Annotated in this window: 17 protein-coding genes; 1 reads left to right on the plus strand and 16 read right to left on the minus strand. The window is 69.2% G+C overall.

Annotated elements, in window-relative coordinates:
* The 14 genes from gspI to AC07U4_RS03525 form a co-directional block, all read right to left on the minus strand.
* Window positions 1-366 (minus strand): type II secretion system minor pseudopilin GspI, encoded by a 366-nt coding sequence (gene gspI, locus AC07U4_RS03460; RefSeq protein WP_038659787.1) that lies wholly within the window; start codon window positions 364-366, stop codon window positions 1-3.
* Window positions 366-815: a GspH/FimT family pseudopilin gene (locus AC07U4_RS03465; RefSeq protein WP_495194445.1), complete on the minus strand. Its 450-nt coding sequence runs from the start codon at window positions 813-815 to the stop codon at window positions 366-368. Before AC07U4_RS03465 ends, gspI begins: the two co-directional genes overlap by 1 nt.
* A 2-nt stretch (window positions 816-817) precedes the next feature.
* A complete protein-coding gene (gene gspG, locus AC07U4_RS03470; protein ID WP_081974322.1) occupies window positions 818-1,291 on the minus strand; it encodes a type II secretion system major pseudopilin GspG in 474 nt (157 codons plus the stop codon).
* A gap of 8 nt (window positions 1,292-1,299) precedes the next feature.
* The gene (gene gspF / locus AC07U4_RS03475) at window positions 1,300-2,523 is read right to left on the minus strand and encodes a type II secretion system inner membrane protein GspF (RefSeq protein WP_495180096.1); all 1,224 of its coding nucleotides are present in this window, start codon (window positions 2,521-2,523) and stop codon (window positions 1,300-1,302) included.
* 263 nt (window positions 2,524-2,786) lie between these two features.
* Window positions 2,787-4,274: a GspE/PulE family protein gene (locus AC07U4_RS03480; protein ID WP_495195007.1), complete on the minus strand. Its 1,488-nt coding sequence runs from the start codon at window positions 4,272-4,274 to the stop codon at window positions 2,787-2,789.
* Between the two features lie 727 nt (window positions 4,275-5,001).
* Window positions 5,002-7,224 carry a type II secretion system secretin GspD gene (gspD, locus tag AC07U4_RS03485; RefSeq protein ID WP_495194446.1) on the minus strand — a complete coding sequence of 741 codons (2,223 nt, stop codon included), beginning with the start codon at window positions 7,222-7,224 and terminating at the stop codon, window positions 5,002-5,004.
* Between the two features lie 14 nt (window positions 7,225-7,238).
* Window positions 7,239-8,081: a type II secretion system protein N gene (locus AC07U4_RS03490; RefSeq protein ID WP_495194447.1), complete on the minus strand. Its 843-nt coding sequence runs from the start codon at window positions 8,079-8,081 to the stop codon at window positions 7,239-7,241.
* 65 nt (window positions 8,082-8,146) lie between these two features.
* Window positions 8,147-8,749, minus strand: coding sequence for an ATP-binding cassette domain-containing protein (locus tag AC07U4_RS03495; RefSeq protein ID WP_495194448.1), 603 nt, complete (start codon window positions 8,747-8,749; stop codon window positions 8,147-8,149).
* A complete protein-coding gene (gene modB, locus AC07U4_RS03500; RefSeq protein WP_495194449.1) occupies window positions 8,739-9,428 on the minus strand; it encodes a molybdate ABC transporter permease subunit in 690 nt (229 codons plus the stop codon). The genes AC07U4_RS03495 and modB overlap by 11 nt, the downstream gene beginning before the upstream one ends.
* Window positions 9,428-10,177, minus strand: a complete 750-nt coding sequence (modA, locus tag AC07U4_RS03505) for a molybdate ABC transporter substrate-binding protein (RefSeq protein WP_495194450.1) — start codon at window positions 10,175-10,177, stop codon at window positions 9,428-9,430. Before modA ends, modB begins: the two co-directional genes overlap by 1 nt.
* Before the next feature lie 68 nt (window positions 10,178-10,245).
* The gene (locus AC07U4_RS03510; RefSeq protein ID WP_495194451.1) at window positions 10,246-10,545 is read right to left on the minus strand and encodes a hypothetical protein; all 300 of its coding nucleotides are present in this window, start codon (window positions 10,543-10,545) and stop codon (window positions 10,246-10,248) included.
* A gap of 248 nt (window positions 10,546-10,793) precedes the next feature.
* A complete protein-coding gene (locus tag AC07U4_RS03515; protein ID WP_495194452.1) occupies window positions 10,794-14,162 on the minus strand; it encodes a glycosyltransferase in 3,369 nt (1,122 codons plus the stop codon).
* Between the two features lie 404 nt (window positions 14,163-14,566).
* Entirely contained in the window at window positions 14,567-15,553 is a 987-nt protein-coding gene (locus AC07U4_RS03520) for a quinone oxidoreductase family protein (protein ID WP_495194453.1), read from the minus strand.
* Between the two features lie 56 nt (window positions 15,554-15,609).
* A complete protein-coding gene (locus AC07U4_RS03525; protein WP_038659821.1) occupies window positions 15,610-16,281 on the minus strand; it encodes a spermine/spermidine synthase domain-containing protein in 672 nt (223 codons plus the stop codon).
* 165 nt (window positions 16,282-16,446) lie between these two features.
* Between AC07U4_RS03525 and AC07U4_RS03530 the strand changes: the two genes are divergently transcribed.
* Window positions 16,447-16,797, plus strand: coding sequence for a DUF6481 family protein (locus AC07U4_RS03530; RefSeq protein WP_038659824.1), 351 nt, complete (start codon window positions 16,447-16,449; stop codon window positions 16,795-16,797).
* Window positions 16,798-16,919: 122 nt separating this feature from the next.
* Here AC07U4_RS03530 and AC07U4_RS03535 read toward each other — a convergent pair whose 3' ends face one another.
* Both AC07U4_RS03535 and AC07U4_RS03540 read right to left on the minus strand, forming a co-directional pair.
* Window positions 16,920-18,110 carry a TonB-dependent receptor domain-containing protein gene (locus tag AC07U4_RS03535; protein WP_495194454.1) on the minus strand — a complete coding sequence of 397 codons (1,191 nt, stop codon included), beginning with the start codon at window positions 18,108-18,110 and terminating at the stop codon, window positions 16,920-16,922.
* Window positions 18,111-18,149: 39 nt separating this feature from the next.
* Window positions 18,150-19,946 carry a TonB-dependent receptor plug domain-containing protein gene (locus AC07U4_RS03540; protein WP_495194455.1) on the minus strand — a complete coding sequence of 599 codons (1,797 nt, stop codon included), beginning with the start codon at window positions 19,944-19,946 and terminating at the stop codon, window positions 18,150-18,152.
* Window positions 19,947-19,950: the final 4 nt, after the last annotated feature.

Genomic DNA, 19,950 nt, shown 5'->3' on the forward strand with positions numbered 1-19,950 from the left:
TCACGACGGCTGGTCCGGCGGGCGGATCGCGGTGGTGCGGCCGACGATCTGGCCGGCGCGGTTGGTCACCGCGACGTCGATGCGGACGATCGCGGCATTGCCGGTGCCGCGCACCTGCCGCACCCAGGTCCACGTCCGGCCGCCATTGACCTCGCTGCCGGTGGTGCGGCCGGCGACGGGCGGCTGTGCCTCGGTGACCGCGTCGTTGGCGACGTTGCGCGCGACGAGGCCGGCGACGAGGCTCTCGTCGAGCGTGCGGGCGCCGCGGATCGTCGCGGTCTCGAGCCGCAGTAGCGCGAGCACCGCGAGGCTGAACACCGCGAGCGCAACCATGATCTCGATGAGCGTGAAGCCGCGCGTCCGCATCAGCTCGCCACCCGGACCGAACCGTCGGCGGCCATGTCGATCACCGCGCGCGCGCCGCTGCGGGTCAGCGTGATCTGCGCGGGGCGGTCGGCGAGGCCGGTGGGGTCGAAGACGATGCGCAGGCGGCCACTCGCCTCGCCGGTGGCGGCGACGGTGCCCTCGGTCCAGCGTTCGACGCGCAGCGGCTTCTCCGCCATCGCCACCCACTGGCCGGCGCCGCGCCGGTCGAAGCCATAGCCGCCCGCGGTGACCCAGATGCTGACCGGCCGGGCGTCGACGATCGCGGCATCGTGCGCGGCGCGGGCGCACAGGGCGAAGCGCGCGGCCTCGTCCGCCACCCGGCCGCGCGGATCGGGCATGTTCCACACCGCGACGGCCGCCGCGAGGCCGATGATGGTCACCACCACCATCAGCTCCACCAGCGTAAAACCGTTGCGGCGCGAGGCCATGGCTATTGCCAGCTGGTGATGTCGGCGTTGACGCCCTCGCCGCCGTCCTTGCCGTCGGCGCCGAGGCTCCAGACGTCGGCCTCGCCGTGCTGGCCGGGCGAGGCGTAGAGATACGGGCGGCCCCAGGGATCGGGCGGCAGCTTCTTGATATAGCCGCCGCGCTGATATTCGGCGGCGTTGACGCCCGCGGGCGCGGTGACCAGCGCCTGCAGGCCCTGCGACGTGGTCGGGTAGCTGTTCATCTGGAGCCGGTACATTTCCAGCGCGCCCTCGATCGTGCTGATGTCCGATTTGGCCTTGGTGATCTTGCCCTTGTCGCCGGCGGGCAGGACGTTGAACGTCACGATCGCGGCGAGCAGGCCGATGATGACGATGACCACCATCAGCTCGACGAGCGTGAAGCCGTGTTCGGCGGAACGCCTCACGGGCGTGAAGCCCTCTTCGCGGCGGTGCGGCTTCTTCTTGGGTGTACGCATGACTTGCCTCATTGTCCTGCCAGCGTGTTGAGCTGGAGGATGGGGAGCAGGATGGATAGCACGATCGTCGCGACGACGCCGCCCATCACGACGATGATCGCCGGTTCGAGCAGCGACAAGGCGGTGGCGGTGAAGCGGTCGAACTCGCGTTCGAGATAGTCGGCGGCACGCTCGAGCATCTCGTCGAGCCGCCCCGCCGCTTCGCCCGACGCCGCCAGATAGGTCAGCAGCGGCGGGAAGACGTTGGCGCGGCGCATCGCCGCCGACAGGCTGCCGCCGCCACGGATGGCGTCGACGATCTCGTCGGAGGCGGCGCGCAGGCGGCGGTTGTGGATCGTCGAGGCGGTGAGCGCGAGCCCTTCGAGCAGCGGCAGGCGGCTGGCGATCATCGTGCTCAAGGTGCGCGACATGCGCGCGGCGTGGAGGTCGCGGAACAGCCGGCCGAGCAGCGGCAGGCGCAGCAAAGCGGTGTCGAAGGCGAGGCGCAGCGCGGGGTCGCGCAGCGCGTACCAGCTGCCTAACGCCACTAACGCCACGCATAGAGCGATCAGCCACCAATAGCCGACGAGGAAGTCGGACAGGCCGATGACGATCCGGGTGAGCAGCGGCAATTGCTGTCCAACCGTATCGAATTGCTCGACAACTTGCGGGACGACGAACATCATCAGCGCGGTGACGACGCCCATCGCCACGACCGCGAGGATGGTCGGATAGGCGAGCGCGGTAATGAGCTTGCCGCGGATTTCCGCCTGGCGTTCGAGCAGCGCGGCGAGCCGGTCGAGGATCGTCGGCAGGCTGCCCGAGCTTTCCCCCGCCGACACCATCGCACGATAGAGCGGCGGGAAGCTCTTGCCCTCGCGCGCCATCGAATCCGCGAGGCGGCGGCCCTCGACGACGCCGGCGTGGACGTGGGCGACGATGGTGCGGACGCTGTCCTGTTCGGTCTGGCGGGTGATGGTGCGGAGCGATTCCTCGAGCGGCGAGACGCGGTTTAGCGTCGCGAGCTGGCGGGTGAAGAGGGTGAGCTGCTTGACGCTCATCTTCCTCGACCCGAATTTGATGCCGAACAGCGGGCGGCTGGTCGCCGCGGGCGGCGCGCCGGGGTCGAGGCGGACGACGTACAGCTTGCGGCGGTCGAGCTGCGCGCGCGCGGCGTCGAGCGACGGTGCGGCGACGTGGCCGCGCTGCTCCTGCCCGCGGGTGTCGATGGCGAGATAGTCGAAGTCAGCCATGCCATTTACGCCTGCGAGGAGAGAGCGATGGCTTATGGCGCGTGTTTGCGCGGGACATGTCCTCAATTCCATCGTCACCCCGGACTTGTTCCGGGGTCCACCGGGCCGCAGGGGTGCGGCAGGCTCCTCCAGCCGTTCTCCTCGCCGCGGGGTGGACCCCGGAACAAGTCCGGGGTGACGGAATATTGTGGACGAAGCGATCGAGCCTCACGGGCGCCGCCATAGCCAATGGCGATGCCCTGCCGGGAACGATGGTCGCGCAGTTACGCATCGTCCACCACCACGACATCGGTCGCGTCCCTGCGCGAGACGCGCACCGCCTCTTCCGGCGTGGTCAGGCCGCGGCGGACCAGCGCCTCGGCGGCCTGGGCGAGGCTCGGCGTGCGGGCGAAGGCGTGGGCGGCGATCGCGGTCTCGTCGGTGCCGTCGTTGATCATGCGGCGGATCGTGTCGTCCACCCGCACCGCCTCGAACACGCCGATCCGGCCCTTGAAGCCGGTGTGGTTGCATTCGGGGCAGCCGACCGATTCGTAGACGGTCGCGTCGGGCTCGATGCCGAGCAGGCCGGCGACGCCATGCGATCCGGGTACCGCATGGCGGCAGACCGGGCAGAGCCGGCGCACCAGCCGCTGCGCGATCACCGCGCGCAAGGTCGAGGCGAGCAGGAACGGCTCGACCTTCATGTCGCGCATGCGGGTGATCGCGCCGATCGCGTCGTTGGTATGGACGGTCGAGAGCACGAGATGGCCGGTCAGCGACGCCTGCACCGCGATCTCGGCGGTTTCGCGGTCGCGGATTTCGCCGACCATGACGACGTCGGGGTCCTGGCGCAGGATCGCGCGCAGACCCGCGGCGAAGGTCAGCCCGACCTTGGGGTTGACCTGCGTCTGGCCGACGCCCTCGACGGCATATTCGACCGGGTCCTCGACGGTGAGGATGTTGCGGCTGCCGTCGTTGAGCAGGCGCAGCGCGCCGTAGAGCGTGGTCGTCTTGCCCGAACCGGTCGGGCCGGTGACGAGGATGATGCCATTGGGCTCGGCGAGCGCGCCGCGCAGCAGCGCGTACATCGCCGGATCGAGGCCCAGCGCCTCGAGATCGATGCCGGCATTGTCCTTGTCGAGGATACGCAGCACGACGCGTTCGCCGGCGCGGCTCGGCAAGGTCGAGACGCGGACGTCGAGCAGCTTGCCGCCGAGGGTGAGGCCCATGCGGCCGTCCTGCGGCACGCGCCGCTCGGCGATGTCGAGGCGGGCCATGACCTTGATGCGGCTGACGACGACGGGGGCGACGTGCGGCGGCATGCGCAGCGTCTCGCGCAGCACGCCGTCGATGCGCATGCGGACGATCAGGCCGGTCTCATAGGGCTCGATATGGATGTCGGAGACGCCGTTGCGCGCGGCGTCGGCGATGATGCCGTTGATCAGGCGGATCGCGGGGGCGTCGTCGGCGGTGTCGAGCAGGTCCTCGGCGGTCGGCAGCCCCTCGGCGAGGCTGTCGAGCTCGTCGCCCATGCCGACCGCGGCGAGCGCATTGGCCTGGCCGTCCATCGCGTAATTGTCGGAGAGCAGCCGGTCGAACTGCGGCGCCTCGACGATCGATACGTCGAACGGGCGGGCGAGATAGCGGCGGATCTCGATCAGCGCCTTGGGATTGGCGCCGGCGCGCAGCGCGACGGTGAGATGCGTGTCGGTGTCGGTATGGGTGACGACGACGCCATGCTTACGGGCGAAGGCGTAGGGGATGGCGAGCATCGGGAGCGGCTCGGCCGCGGCGGGGGGTTCGGGCAGGACGAGGGTCTCGGGGGCGGTGTCGAGGGCGTCGAGGGCGTCGCCGGTGCGGATGATCATTGCTGGTGCCTAACCGGGTTCGTCATTTCCGTGGTGGAGTCGATGTCCCTGACGGCCGCCGCCTCCCCTTCGTCATCCCCGCGCAGGCGGGGATCCAGACGCGCAGGTGCCGCGATGGCGCCGTGAGGTCCGCGGGTATGGATCCCCGCCTGCGCGGGGATGACGGTGTTGGGGGTGAGAGGTGCGCCCTCTTCCTTCGTCATCCCGGCTGAGGCCGGGACCCATGGGTGCGGGTCGTTGATGGCGCGCGCCGACGCCGGTTGCGCCGCGTCCATGGGTCCCGGCTTTCGCCGGGATGACGATGGGGGGAGCGTCCTCCCCGATAGTCCCGTGGCGGTGGGGAGAATCGCGGCGGGCGCCTCCCCCTTTTCGTCATGCCCGCGGAGGCGGGGATCCAGACGCACAGGTGTTGCGATAGCACCGCGAGGTCCGCGCGTCTGGATCCCCGCCTGCGCGGGGATGACGGTCTTGGGGGTGAGAGATGCGCCCTCTTCCTTCGTCATCCCGGCGAAGGCCGGGAGCCATGGGTGCGGGACGCCGGTGGCGCGCGCCGACGCCGACCGCGCCGCGTCCATGGGTCCCGGCTGTCGCCGGGATGACGATGGGGGGGTATGCGCGGCGGGCGTGGTCCTCATCGGTCCCTCGGGCGGATGACCTTCGTCGTATTGTGCTGGATCGGCACCGCGATGCGCGGGTCCTCGATGTTGCCGGGGATCGGTGCCGAGGGGATCGGTGGCGCCGCGCCGAGATAGTCGCGGACCAGCTGGTCGATCGACGGCTCCTCGTTGGGCGATTGCAGCCCCTGTTGCAGGCGGATGTAGCCGTAGCGCTGCTCGGCGACCCGGCGGCTGTCGGCGGCGCTGCGCAGGATCGTCGGCCGGATGAAGATCATGAGGTTGGTCTTGTTGCGCGACTTGGCCTTCGACTTGAACAGGTTGCCGAGCACCGGAATGTCGCCGAGCAGCGGGATCTTCTCGATCGTGCGGCGCTCCTCGTCGCTGAGCAGGCCGCCCATCACCGCGATCTGGCCCTCGTCGACGGTCAGCGTCGTCTCGATCTCGCGCTTGTTGAGGATGAGGTCGCTGTTGTCGCTCGACACCGGGCCGGCGATCGAGCTGACCTCGAGGCGCAGGTTGAGCTTGACCGTGCCGCTCGAATTGACCTGCGGCCGCGCGGTCAGCTCGATACCGACATTCTCGCGCTGCGTGGTGCGGAAGGTGTTGTCGAAATTGTTCGACAGCGCCTGGCCGGTGGTGATCGGAATCTCCTGGCCGACGAGGCTGTGCGCTTCCTGATTGTCGACCGTCACCAGATGCGGGACCTGCAACAGGTTCGACGTCGTATCGCTCTTCACCGCGTTGATGATCGCGCCGAACAGGACGTCGCCGATCTTGCCGCCGAAACCGCCGAAGCCGCCGGTCGAGCTGAGGATCGAATTGAGCGCCGACTGGGTGAGCGTATCGGACGCGGTATTGTTGGTCACGGTGGTGACAACGCCGTTCGAGACCGTCGTCGTGGTGTTGTTCGACAGTTCGCGCGCGCCGATTGCGCCGGCGATCTGGAGGATATTGGGCGCGCTGTTCGAGAAGGTAGAGGCCGCGAAGGCGCCGCCCGACGGGTTGGCGAGGACGAATTGCGCGCCGAGCTTGTTGACCGTCGAATCGGAGACTTCAGCGACGATCCCCTCGATCAGCACCTGTTCGCGGCGGGTGTCGAGCTGGCGGACGACGTCGGCGAGTTGCCGCTGGATATCGGCGGGCGCGGCGATGACGATCGCATTCGCGCCCTGGAACCGGGTGACGACCGCGGCGGTACGCCCGCCCTGGGTGGTGATCGCAGGCTGGTTGGGGCCGTTGGCGCTGCCGCCGCCGCTCGGCTGCTGGACCGGTGCCTGCGTCACCTGACGCTGCTGGCTCTGGCCGCCGCTGCCGCCGGTGCTGCTGCCGAAGCCGGTCTGGGTGCGCGAGAGCTGCGTCTCCTGCACCGCATCGGGGGTCTGGCCGACGAGCTGCTGGAGCACGGGGAGCAATTGCGCGGCGTCGGCATTTTCGAGGAAGACGACGCGGATCTCGGTGCCGTTCTTCGCCTTCTGGTCGAGGTCCTGCGCGACCTGGACGAGGCGCGCGACGCTGTTGGCGTCGCCGCGGATGATGACCGAATTGCTGCTGTCGACCGCGGTGACGCTGGTGCCGACGCCGCCCTGCGCACCGCCGCCGCCCTGCCCGCCGGGCGCGCCGGTGGCGAGGCCCTGCAAGGCGGCGGCGATCTCCTTGGCGGAGGCGTTCTTCAGCGCGACGACGCGGGTCGAGGCATTGTCGGCGTCGACGCGGCGCAGCACCTCGCGGATGCGGCGGATGTTGTCGCCGAAATCGACCACGACGAGGCTGTTCGAGCCGCGATTGGCGCTCACCGACCCTTGCGCGCTGACCAGCGGGCGCACCGTCTCGATCGCCTGCGTCGCGTCGATCGAGCGGAGGCGGACGATCTCGGTGACGAAGCTGTTGCGGTTGGCGCCGGCCGACCCGATGCGGCTCGGTTGCGAGGCGGCATTGTCGATCGGCTGGATGCGGAAGGCGCCGTTGCCGGTCGGCACCGCGACGAGGCCGTTGGCGCGCAGCGTCGACAGGAAGGTCTCGAAATATTCGGAGCGGCTGAGCGGCCGGTCGGTGACCACCGTCACCTTGCCGTTGACGCGCGCGTCGATGATGAAGGTGCGACCCGTCACCTTGGCGGCGTCGGCGATGAAGGCGCGGATGTCGGCGTCGCGGACGTTGAGCGTGGTCTGGGCCAGCACCGTCGTGGGCAGCGCGAGCGCGGCGGTGGACAGCAGCAGGGCGGAGGCGAGCGTCTTCATGGGAACCGTCTTCATCAATTGGGCGCGATCGTGATGGCGAGCGCAAGCGTCTGCGACCCACGTTCGACGGTGATGGGGATGTTGCCGCCGCCGGCGAAATCGGCGGTGACGCGGTCGAGGTCCTGCGGGCCGCTGACCGGCCGGCCGCCGATCGCGGTGACGACGTCGCCGTCGCGCAGGCCGGCGTTGCGGAACAGCGCGCCCGACCCCTGCGAGCGGACGACGAGACCGGAGATGCGGCCCGAATCGATGCGCGGGATGAAGCCGATCTCGTTGCGGATCTGGTTGGCGCGGATCGCCGCGGGGGCGCCGGTGCCGGGCGACGGCGGCGCGGGCGGCGTGCCGGGGGCGCCGAGCGCGGCGGGCTGGGCGCCGGCGGGCGCGTCGGACTGGACGAGGAACAGATCCTCGGCGGTGCCGCCGCGATCGATGGTGATATGGTCGAAGGCGACGGCCTTGAGCCGGACGCCGGGCTGGATCTCCTCACCGACGACGACGCTCTTCTGGACGTTGTCGGGACCGGCAAGGATCGCCGAGCCGCGGCCCGACGCCTCGTCGACGCGGATGCCGAACAGCGTCAGCTGGAGCGAGGTGACGGTCGCCGGACCCTGTTGCGGCCCGCCGAGACGGAAGAAGGGATCGAAGCCGGCGAGCACGTCATAGGGGCGGCCGGGCACGGTGACCGCCGCCGGGCGCCAGTCGCCGAGCGGCGACACCGGCGTGACGAGCGTCCACACCAGTCGCGCGCTCTGCGTCGCCAGTCCTGCGATCAGGATCAGCTCGGCCAGCGAATAGACGTTCACGACGGGCAAGCGGCGCAAAAGGCGCCGCGTGCGCGCGTCGAGTTTCAAGCGCATGAAGTCATCCCGTCCCGCAGCGTCCGCCTACGCATGGCATGTTACGCTTTTGCGGCAAAGAGGGATCATACGGTGACGATGCGGGTGCCGAGCCGTTCGGCTTCCTCGGGATCGTGGGTGACCATCAGGATCGGCAGGTCGGCCTCGTCGCGGACGCGGCGCAGCGCGTCCATGATCTCGCCGCGGCGCGACCGGTCGAGCGAGGACAAAGGCTCGTCGAGCAGCAGGAAGGCGGGGTCGCTGAGCAGCGCGCGGCCGATCGCGACGCGGCGCGCCTCGCCGCCCGACAGGGTGCGCGGCCAGCGGTCGAGCAGATGGCCGATGCCGAGCATCGCGACGGTGGCGGCGAGGCCGCTGTCGTCGGCGGCGCCGTAGAGGAGGTTGGCGCGGACGCGGCGATGCGGGAACAGCCGCGGGTCCTGGAAGACGTAGCCGGCGCGGCGGTGCTCGGGGGCGACGTCCACCCCTTGCGCCGAATCGAACAGCGTGCGGCCGGCGACCACGATGCGGCCGGCATCGGGGCGAAGCAGGCCGGCGACCATGTTGAGCACGCTCGTCTTGCCGATCCCCGACGGGCCGAAGAGGACGGTGAGCCCCTCGCCCGCATGCAGGTCGAGCGCGACCGGGGCCTCGCCGAGCCGCTTCTCGACGCGGATCTCAAAGGACATGCAGGCCCCGGCGGACGCGGCGGGTGAGCAGTTCGGAGATCAGCAGCGCGGCGAGGCTGAGCGCGACCGACATGGCGGACAGGCGCCAGACGGTCGCCTCGGCACCGGGCTGCTGGAGCGCGGAATAGATGGCGAGCGGCAGCGTCTGCGTCTCGCCCGGCACGTTGGAGACGAAGGTGATCGTCGCGCCGAATTCGCCGATCGAGCGCGCGAAGCCGAGCACCGCGCCGGCGAGGATGCCGGGCAGGCTGAGCGGCAGGGTCAGCGTCCAGAACACCCGCCACGGCCCGGCGCCGAGTGTGCGCGCGGCGCTTTCGAGGCGGCGGTCGACCGCCTCGATCGACAGCCGCATCGCGCGGACCATCAGCGGCAGCGCCATGATCGCCGCGGCGATCGCCGCGCCGGTCCAGCGGAACAGGACGGTCACGCCGAACCAGCGTTCGAGCAGGCTGCCGAGCGGGCCGTTGGGACCGAAGGCGAGCAGCAGCAGCCAGCCGGTCACCACCGGCGGCACCACGAGCGGCAGATGGACGAGCGCGTCGAGCAGCAATTTGCCGGGAAACCGCCCACGCGCGAGCAGCCATGCCAGCGCGAAGGCGAGCGGCAGCACCGCCGCCATCGCGACGCCACCGACCTTGAGCGACAGCGCGACGATCGTCCATTCCGCCGGCGACAGCATCAGCGCGGGGTGAATCCGTAGCGCGCGAAGATCGTCTTGCCCGCGCGGCTGACGAGGAAGCGGCGGAAGCCCTCGCCTTCCGGATTGCGCGAGGCGGCGAGGCGCGCGACGGGATAGGTGATCGGCGGATGGCTGCGCGCCGGGAAGACGCCGGCGATGCGCACATTGGACGAGGCCCTCGCGTCGGTGGCGTAGACGATGCCGAGCGGCGCGGCGCCGCGCTCGACCAGCGTCAGGGCGGCGCGGACGCTGTCGCCGCGCACGATTTTGGCGGCGACCGCGCTCCACACGCCGAGGCTGCGCAGCGCCGCCTCGGCGTAGCGGCCGGCGGGGACCGGCGCGTCGGCCATCGCCAGCGGCCCGGCGGCGAGCACCCGTGCCAGCGCGGCGGGCGGGCGGACGGGGATACGGACCGGGTTGCCCTTCGCCGCGACGACGACGAGGCGGTTGCCGAGGAAGGTGACGCGGCTGCTCGCGACGATCAGCCGCTTGGCGGCGAGCGCGTCCATCCACTCCTGATCGGCGGAGACGAACAGATCGGCGGCACCGCCCGCCTCGACCTGCCGCGCCAGCGCCGACGAGGCGGCGAAGGACACGACGGGGCGTGGATGGCCCTGCTTGGCCCAAGCGTCGGCGGCGGCGTTCATCGATTCCTGAAGGCTGGCGGCGGCGAGCACCAGCGGCGGCTTGCGCTGCGCCGCCGCGGGCGCGGTGATCGCGAGCGACAGGAGCAGCAGGGAACGGATCATGACGGCACCTCGAACCAACGAATATATACCGTCGTATACAAGGGTTTCGTCCGGCGCGACCGGCGTTTTCAACGCACTTCGTCGAGGCTCATCATCGCGTATCGATAGGCGGCGAGCCGCGCGCCGAGGCAGGCCACCATCGGCGCGACGCGGTCGCCGGCCGAGGATGCGCCTGGCGGCAGAACGAATTGCGCCGACGGCAATGCGGACTGACGGTCGTGGCCGATCGTCCCGCTGACCGCATGACATGCGCGCGCGATGGCTTTCGCCGCCGACGCGGTCAGGACCGGCTTCTCGCCGCGCGTCGTCGTGCACGCAGCGAGCGCGACGACGCCGAGCGCCGCGACGGTGATGCGCTTCGTGGTCATTCGCTACCCCTTCCCCACAGTCATCCGTGACCTCCGACGTGTTCGAAACCGTTGCGGGAGCCCACCAATGCTCCTGCGAAAGCAGGAGCCCAAGAGTCCGGAACACTATAGGCTGGTGTACTGCTTGGCCCTGGGTTCCGGCTTTCGCCGGAACACTGTACTACATCGGAAGGCGAGTGGACTTTCGCGGAGGATTCGAACACGTCGGGGTGACATAGCCACAAGATGGCCATTTCCCCGCGACCGCCTCACGTCGCGCTTACCCGCCCGGTGCGCTGGAGCTTGCCCCAGCCGACCATCGGGCCGCGCAGCGCCTGCGCTATCGCCTTGAGCACGACGTAATACATGATCTGGCGATAGCCGATCCGCTGCGGGATCAGCAGCCAGAGCAGACGCCATTTCTCGCGGCGTTCGAGCGCGAAGGCGATCGTCGCGGCGAGCAGGTCGATCGCGGTGAACACCAGCCAGAAGCCGAGCATCGTATAGACGTCGTGGCTGGTCTGCGCCCAGCCGTGCGCCTGGATGTCGAGATAGGTGACGAAGAAGCTGACGAGCAGCGCCAGATCGATGATCGGGCTGATCGCGGCGAGCAGGATCTGGAAGACGATCGCCTGCGGCAGGCCGACCCAGCCGAGCCCGCGCGGGGCACTGCGGCCGATCGCCGAGCGATGCTTCCACAGGCATTGCAGCGTGCCGAACGCCCAGCGGAACCGCTGTTTGGCGAGCGCGCGGAACGTCTCGGGCGCCTCGGTCCAGGCGATCGCATATTGGTCGTATTGCACGCGCCAGCCGGCGCGCTGGATCGCGATGGTGAGGTCCTGATCCTCCGCCAGCGTGTCGTGCGGATAGCCGCCCACCGCGCGGATCGCCGCCAGCCGCCACGCGCCGACCGCCCCCGGCACGACGGTGATCGCGTTCAGGCGGGCGAAGGCACGGCGTTCGAGGTTCTGCGCGGTGATATATTCGAGCGCCTGCCATTTGGTGACGAGGTTGACCCGGTTGCCGACCTTGGCGTTGCCGGCGACCGCGCCGAGCTGCGGATCATCGAACCAGCGCGCGAGGCGGGCGATCGTCGTCGGCTCGAACTGGGTGTCGGCGTCGAGCGCGATGACGATCTCGCCCTTGGCCAGCTCCAGCCCGGTGTTGAGCGCGCGCGCCTTGCCGCCATTCTCCAGCGTCAGCAGGCGCACGCGGGGATCATCGGCGAAGGTGGCGGCGACGATCGCGGAGGTCGCATCCTTCGAGCCGTCGTCGATCACGATCACCTCGATCCGGACGTCGGTGGAGGCGAGCACGCCGCGCACCGCGCGTTCGATGACGCGCTCCTCGTTATAGGCGGGGATGAGCACGGTGACGAAGCGGTCCGGGTCGATGCGCGGGAAGACGGTGCGCCCCTCGCGCCGCGCCTGGATCAGCGCCAGCGCGGAGAGCGCCAGCGCGCGCAGGATGCCGATCGCGATCGCGATCGCGAACAGCCACCGCAGGCCGATCGCCATCGCGCCGAGCATGGTGAACAGGCCGAGATCGACATTGGCGGCGAGCTGGTCGCTCGCGCTGATCGGCGGCATCGCGGCGTGGCGCGACAGGCCGGCGAGCGTCGACACCGGCACGAACTGATAGCCGAGCGCGCGCAGCCGATCGATGATCACCGGCAACGCCGCGACCGTCTCGGCGCGATTGCCGCCGGCGTCGTGGAGCAGGATGACGTTGCGGCTGCAATCCGCATCCGAATCCTCGTCGCAATGGTCGGGGCCGCTGGTCACCCGGGCGATGGTGGCGTCGATGATCTGCTGGACGCCGGGCCGCTTCCAGTCGCCGGGATCGACGTGCAGGCCGACCGAGACGTAGCCGCGTTCCTGCGCCTGCAGAGCCGGCTCGATCTCGTCGGCGGTGGAGGGTTCGGCGTCGCCGAAATAGGGCGCGCGGAAGAAGCGCAGCGAATGGCCGGTGAACGCCTGGAACAGGCGCTGCGTGGCGTTGAGCTCGAACCACACCTGCCCCGGCGAGACGGTGGCGAGGTTCGGGTGGGTATAGGTGTGGCTGCCGATCTCATGCCCCTCGGCGACCATCCGCTGCAGCAGCGAACGCTGGGTCAGCGCATTCTCGCCGACGATGAAGAAGGTGGCGGCGACGTGCTTCTGCTTGAGCACGTCGAGGATCTGCGGCGTCCAGGTGCGATCGGGACCGTCGTCGAAGGTCAGCGCGAGCTGGGTCTTGCGATAGCCGGTACGATCGACCTCATAGGCCTTGGGCAGGCGATCGAAGCGCACGTCGGTGATCGCGCCACCCGGCCCCGCCACCGCATGGCGCGCGCCGGGCACGGGGGTGGCGGCGATCTTGAGGATCTCGCCCGCGCCCTCGATGTCGACGTTGGTGCCGGCGGGGATGGCGTCGATCGCCGAGGGCGGCGGCAAGGTGCGGTGATCGCGCCCGAACAGCGACCACAGGCCCGGGTCTTCCGAGCCCAATCGCCACAAAGCGACGCTGCCGACGCCGGCGCGGTGCAGCATCTCGATCTGGTTATAGGCGGAGGCGGCGTCGAGCAGCCAGACGACATGGCGGGTGCCGCCCTCGCTATAGGCGAAGCTGCTGTTGCCGCTGGCGCGGTCGAAGGCGGGCATCGTCCCCGAATCGCGCGCCGCCTGCCACGCCTCCTCGACGCCGAGCGGGTCGCCGCTGCCGTCGTGCCAGTCATAGGCGTAGGAGCCGATCGCGACGACGAGCTTGGCGGCGGGGATGCCGCGCGCCGCATTGGCGACGGTCTCGGCGAACCAATGCTGCGAGGCGATCGGACCGGCGGGGCCGCTCGTCTCATGCTCGTCATAGGCCATCAGGAAGATCTTGTCGGTGACCCGGGCGTAGGCGGGCAGGTTCCATTCGGGATTGGCGACCGGCGCGGCGATCGACACGCTCCAGCCACGCGGCGCGAAGCGGCGCTGCGCCTCGCCGAGGAAGGTGCGATAATTCGCCTGCGCGCTTGCCGGCAGGTCCTCGAGATCGAAGAAGGCGCCGCCGGCGCCGTTCGCCGCCAGCCACGGGATCAGCCGGTCGAGAAAGGCCGCACGCGCCTTGGGGTCGGCGAGCAGCGCGGCGGTGCCGGCGCCGTCCCAGGTGCCGTTGGTCGCATTCTGGATCATCGGGATGACGACCGGGCGATGCACCGCGCGGTTGAGGATGGCGCGGCCGGCGGTGTCGCGGAACACGGTGAGGTGATGATCGGCGCCGGTGACCGAGACCCAGCCGGGGATCACCCAGTTGAGCTGTTCGACATGGCGTTCGAGGCTGGCGGCGCTCGACGGGTCCCAGGGGGTGTGGAAGGCGATGGCGAGGTTGGGGTTGGCCGCCGCATCCTTGCCCCGGCCGGTGCCGAGCAATTCGCCGGCATAATAATTGAGGCCGCGCTTGGCGCGACGGATGACGCCGTGCGGGGGGGCGAGCCGGCGCAGCACCGGGCGCTCGACGTCCACCGGCAGCAGCGGCGCCGCGGGAACGGCGCCGATCGACACCGCGAACACCGCGACCGCGAGGATGACCAGCGCGACGAACGCGACGACGCCGAGCGTGAAGCGCCGCTTGCGCCGCCCGCTGGCGTCATAGAACACGGGATGTTGAGACATGATACGGCACTTCCCCCCCGCCCCACATGCGCCAGACCGGGTGCCGCTATCAAGACGCGCCGATGACAAAGCCGTCACGGGCGGCGGTTGGGCGCGGCGCTAGGTCGACGTTCGGTCAAACTCCTCCCCTCTGGCGAGCAGGGCTATTGCATGTGGCTATGTTGATGGGGCTCGATCGGTTTCCACATGAGATTCGTCACCCCGGACTGGTTCCGGGGTCCACCGGGCCGAAAGGGAATGTCGTCGAATACAGCCTTTCTCCCCGCCGCAGGGTGGACCCCGGAACCAGTCCGGGGTGACGGGGTGGGTTTGGAAAACGGCGGGCTCACACGACCCTTTATATGTGAGCGTCTTACCCCGCCGAGGGGAGCAATTCCGCTCGGATCCCCCTCGTCGATGCGGCGCTATCGGTGCGGTACGACCAGCACCGTGCTGCCGTGCGTGTCGCCGGCTTCGAGCGCGCGATGCGCGTCGGCGGCCTGTTCGAGCGCGAAGCGCTGGCCGATGTGCGGGCGGATCGCGCCACGGCGCAGCATTGCGAAGACGCGGTCGACACCGGCGCGGCGCTCCTCGGCGGTGACGTAATAGTCGAACAGCGTCGGGCGGGTGACGAACAGCGAGCCCTTGGCGGCGAGCGTGCCGAGCGCGACGCCGGTGACCGGGCCGCCGGCATTGCCGTAACTGACGATCAGCCCGCGTCGTGCGGTGGCGGCGAGCGTCGCGTCCCACGTCGCCTTGCCGACGCCGTCGAAGACGACCGCGACGCCATCGCCATCGGTCAGCGCGCGGACCCGCGCGGCGACATCCTCGTCGCGGTGGAGGATGACGCGGTCGGCGCCGGCGGCACGTGCGTGCTCGGCCTTGTCGGCACTGCCCGCGGTGCCGATCACCGTCGCGCCGATCGCCTTCAGCCAGCCGACCAGCAGCTGGCCGACGCCGCCGGCCGCCGCCCAGACCAGCACCGTCTGCCCGGGCTGCACCCGCGCGCAGCGATCGGCCAGGCATTCGGTGGTGCAGCCCTTGAGCAGCAACGCCGCCGCGGCCTCGTCGTCGACGTCGTCGGGGAGGTGGAGAAGCTGCTGCGCGGCGACGTTGCGCGCGGTGGCGTACGCGCCGCGCGCCGGTCCGAAGGTGCCGACGCGATCGCCGACCGCAAAGCCCTCGACGCCGTCGCCGACCGCCTCGACCACGCCCGCCGCCTCGCTGCCGAGGCCGGCGGGCAGGTCGACCGGATAGACGCCGCTGCGGTGATAGGTATCGATATAGTTGAGGCCGACCGCGTGGTGGCGCATCCGCACCTCGCCGGGGGCGGGCGGCGGCAGGTCGGCGTCGACCCATTCGATCACCTCGGGCCCGCCGGTGCGGGTGATGCGTGCTACGCGTTCGCTCATCTCATCCTCCTTCGTCCACGCCTTCCGAACCGTCCGGCCGGCGCGGGGTTGCACGGTCAGCGCGGCACCGCGAACCAGATCGTGTGCATCGCGCCCTTGCCGTTGCTGCGCGCGCGGACGGTGACCTCGTCGACGGCGAAGCCGCCCTCGCGCAGCCGGCGGGCGAAGGCGGCGTCCTTCGCGGCGGACCATATGGCGAGCACCCCGCCGGGGGTCAGCGCCGCGCGCGCCGCGGCGAGGCCGCGTGCCGCATACAGCCGGTCGTTGGCGGCGCGGACCAGCCCGTCGGGGCCGTTGTCGACGTCGAGCAGGATCGCGTCATAGGTCCGCGGCGTCGCGGCGATCACCTCGGCGACATCGGCGAAGGTGACGGCGACGCGCGGATCGTCGAGACAGCCGGCGGTCAGCGCCGCCATCGGCCCGCGCGCCCAGTCGACGATCTGCGGCACCAGTTCGGCGACGGTGACCCGCGCCTGCGGGCCGAGCGCGGCGAGCGCAGCGCGCAGCGTGAAGCCCATACCATAGCCGCCGACGAGCAGATGCGGCGCGGCCCGGCCGGCGAGCCGGTCGATCGTCATCGTCGCCAGCGCCTCTTCGGAGCCGCTCATCCGGCTGTTCATCAGCTCGTTGCGGTCGAGCACGATCATATAGTCGCCGCCGCGGCGGAACAGGCGCAGCGGCTCGCCGCCGGGGACCGGGGCGGTGTCGATCAATTCGCGTGGCGTCATGCCGGCTCGCTCCTGCTGCGCACAAAGCGCGCCTCTACCGCGACGATCGCCGCGCCGCGATGGGCGTTTTTGCAGAATCGGGCGTTTTGCTTTAACGGGCGTCGCCGAGACGGCGTGCCTGCTGCGCGCCGTCCATATCGAATCGACAGGATCATCACGCCCCACATGTCAGCCTACAAGCCCCAGACGTTCCAAGAGCGCGCCGCGCTGTCCGCCCAAGCCAAGCAGGCGGCGTTGGAGAAGCTGCGCGCCAAGCCGCCGCTCGACCCGGCCGTGGTGGCCGCCCGCGTCGCCGCCGCCGAAGCCAAGGAAGCCGCGCTCGCCAAGGCGCGCGCCGACAAGCAGGCCGCGCGCGAACAGGCGATCGCGGAGAAGAAGGCCGCCGCCGAAGCCGCCGCGCTCGCAGCCGCCGAGGCCGCCGCGAAGGCCAAGCCCAAGATGCCGACCGAGGCCGAGATGAAGGCGGCGCGCGACGCCCGCTACGCCGCCCGCAAGCAGCGCGCGGGGAAGAAGTAAGCCTTTCGGACGCTAGTCCGGAAAGCGACTGGCCCGGACCAACAGCGGTTGGTCCGGGCCATTTCTTTAGGTGCATCGTGCAATCGCGAGGCGTGCCGGGTTCACGGCACGCCTCGACGCGATCAGAACAAGCGGCCGGTCTTCACGCGGACGCCGGCGTAGGCGAACCGACCGACCGAGCTGATCGGATAGGTGGTCGCCCCGACATCCGGCTTCTGGTCGAAGACGTTGTTGACGCCGCCATAGATCTGGAACGACTTGTTGACGTCGACCGACGCGAACAGATCGTGCTGCCAGCGCTCCTTATAATACAGATATTCGGGTGCGACATAGTCCGGATCACCGGCGACGATCAGCTTCGAGTAGCGGAGCGTCTTGTCGAACCACGACAGGCCATAGTTGAGCGTGATGACGCCCGACGACCAGGTGAGATCGCCCGTCGCCTGATATTTCGGCGCATAGGCCGTGCCGCGCGAGTCGGTCGGATCAGCGCCGGGGGTGCCGACGAAGTTGAGCTTGTCGAGATAGCCGCCGACGAGCTTCAGGTTGAACGTGCCGATCTTGGCGGTTTGCAGGCGATAGTTGACGTTGACGTCGAGCCCGGCGGTGCGGAACGCGGCGACGTTCTGCGGGCCGACGACGAAGCCGGTGATCTGCCCCGCGGTGGCACCGCCGTTCTGGCGCGTGATCGACGAACAGAAGCCATTGTCGAGCGACGGCTGGTCGACGCACAATTCGGCAAGCTGCTGCGGCGCGACCGTATTGATCGCATTGGTCAGACGGATGTCGTACCAGTCCGCCGAGGCGGTGAACCCGGGCAGGAAGCTTGGCGCCAGCACGAGGCCCGCGGTCCAAGTCTTCGCCTTTTCCTGCGACAGCGACGGATTGCCACCCGACAGACCCGGGATGTTGGTCGAGCGCGAATCCGTGAACGCCGCCGGATTGGCGACGCCGAGACCGCTCAGCAGCGTCTGGCAATTGGCCGCCCGTGACGACGTGCCATTGTTCAGGTTCTGCGTCGTGCAGGGATCCTGGAAGAAGGCGAAGGTCTGCGACTGGCCACCGAACAATTCACTGATATTGGGTGCGCGGATCGCGACCGAATAGGTGCCACGGACAGTGATGTCGCGGATCGGGGCGTACATGCCGTCGACCTTCCACGTCGTCGTGCGGCCGATCGTCGAATAATCGGAATAACGGATCGCCGCCCCCAGCTCTAGCGAATGGAAGAACGGCCGGTTCTTGACGATCGGCAGGTTGAGTTCGCCGAAGATCTCCTTGACGTCGAACTCGCCCTTCGTCGGCAGCAGCACGTTGGTATAGGTCAGCCCCTGCTGGATGATCGGGTCAGGCTAGAAGCTGCTGTTCTCCTTGCGATATTCACCGCCGATCGCAAAGCCGACGGGACCACCGGGAAGCTCGAAGAGTTGGCTCGTATCGCCGCTGATCGAACCGGATACCACCTGCTGCCGAATGGTCGAATAATCGGTCGTCGCGGCGGTGATGAAATTGACCGCCTCCGCGCTCTGCCCGTTGTTGAACAGGTTCAGCGGCGAACACTGGCCGGGCGTGAACGTCGTCACCGGATTGGCCCGACGCGACGCATAGGGCTGATCGGGCTCCCACGTCGGATCGACGTTGATCCGGCAGGTGATCTGACCGTTCGCCGGATTGCGGACCGCGTCGAGCGCCGCGAAGAACCGGTCGCTGTAGACGTCGCCAAGGTACCGGCTGCGGACCTTTGTCTCACCGTAATTGTACGACAGCTCGTAATGGAACGACGGCGAGATATCACCGCGAACGCCGATCACGCCACGATAGGTCTCGCGCCGGATGCGCTCGCCGCGCTGGCCGAGATCGAAATTGTCCCGGCTGACCAGCACGCCGCCGATCTCCGGATCGATCGCCGCGCGGATGCTCGCGGGCAGATACGGATTATCCTGAGGTACGAGGATATTATAATCGAAACTCGGCTGGCCGAAGGTGAAGGTGTTGATGTTCGCATATTTGCCTTCGGCAAAGATCGTCAGTTTGTCGCTGACGTCGAAATGGCCGAGAACATTGATGATATCGCGATTGGTCTGCGGCAGCAGATCGTTGGCGTAGCTCGCAACGGAGGTCGCCGACCCGCCTTGCGTATAGCCCTCGCCGAGCTGAAGGCCGCTGTTCCATACGGCACCCGACCCGTCGAAATCGGGGTAGCCGTCGAACGTGGTGTCGACCGCACCGTTCGGCGCCGAGCCGTCATACCGGATGTCGCGCAGCGGCACGCGATCGGGAAGCTTCGGATCGTCGCTGGGATCGTTGGGGTTGAGCACGAAAGTTTGCAGATTGCCCTCGCGATACCGCGCACGCTGCTTCGCCTGAAGACGGTCCTCTTCGCCATGCTCGTAGGACAAGGCGATGTTACCGCGGCCGTCGGCGAAGTTGCGGCCGACGGTCAAATCGAGCAGCCGCTGCGCCGCGTCGCCGCGCGTCGAGATACCCGCCTGCGCCCGCGCCGAGACGCCCTCGAAATTCTGCTTCAGGCGGAAGTTCACCACGCCGCTGACGCCGTCGGCGCCATAGATCGCCGATGCGCCGCCGGTAAGGACGTCGATCCCCTCAACGAGGTCTGTCGGAATGGTATTGATATCGACCGACTGTTCGCCGGGCGTGGCCGCCACCTGACGACGACCGTCGATCAGCACGAGCGTCCGCTGCGTCCCAAGATTCCGGAGATTGAGCTGATTGAGACCGGTCGCACCGATACCGGCGTTGGAGCCGGCGTTATCGCCCGACGTCGACGACCCTATCAGCGCGGGATAACCGGTCAGGAAGTCGGTGAGATTGCTGGTTCCCGACGACTGGATCGTCTCCGCGCCCAGCGAGACGATCGGACTGGGGCTGGCGAAATCGGGCCGACGGATGCGCGATCCGGTTACGACGATGTCGTTCTCGCCGGTCGCCGCATCACTCGGCGGCGTATTGCCGATTTCACCCTGCTGGGCCTGCGCGTCGGCCTGATTGAGCGGCGTAGCAGCATCGGCCTGATCGGGGCTGGTCGTCGTCGGCGTGGCCGTCTGCGCGCCTGCCGGGCTCGTCAACCCGACGAGAGCAATGGCGCTCGCGCTCAGCAGGACCCGCGACCGGGAAGCACGGAAAATCATAAAA

The organism is Sphingomonas sp. GW821-FHT02B09 (assembly GCF_059421875.1).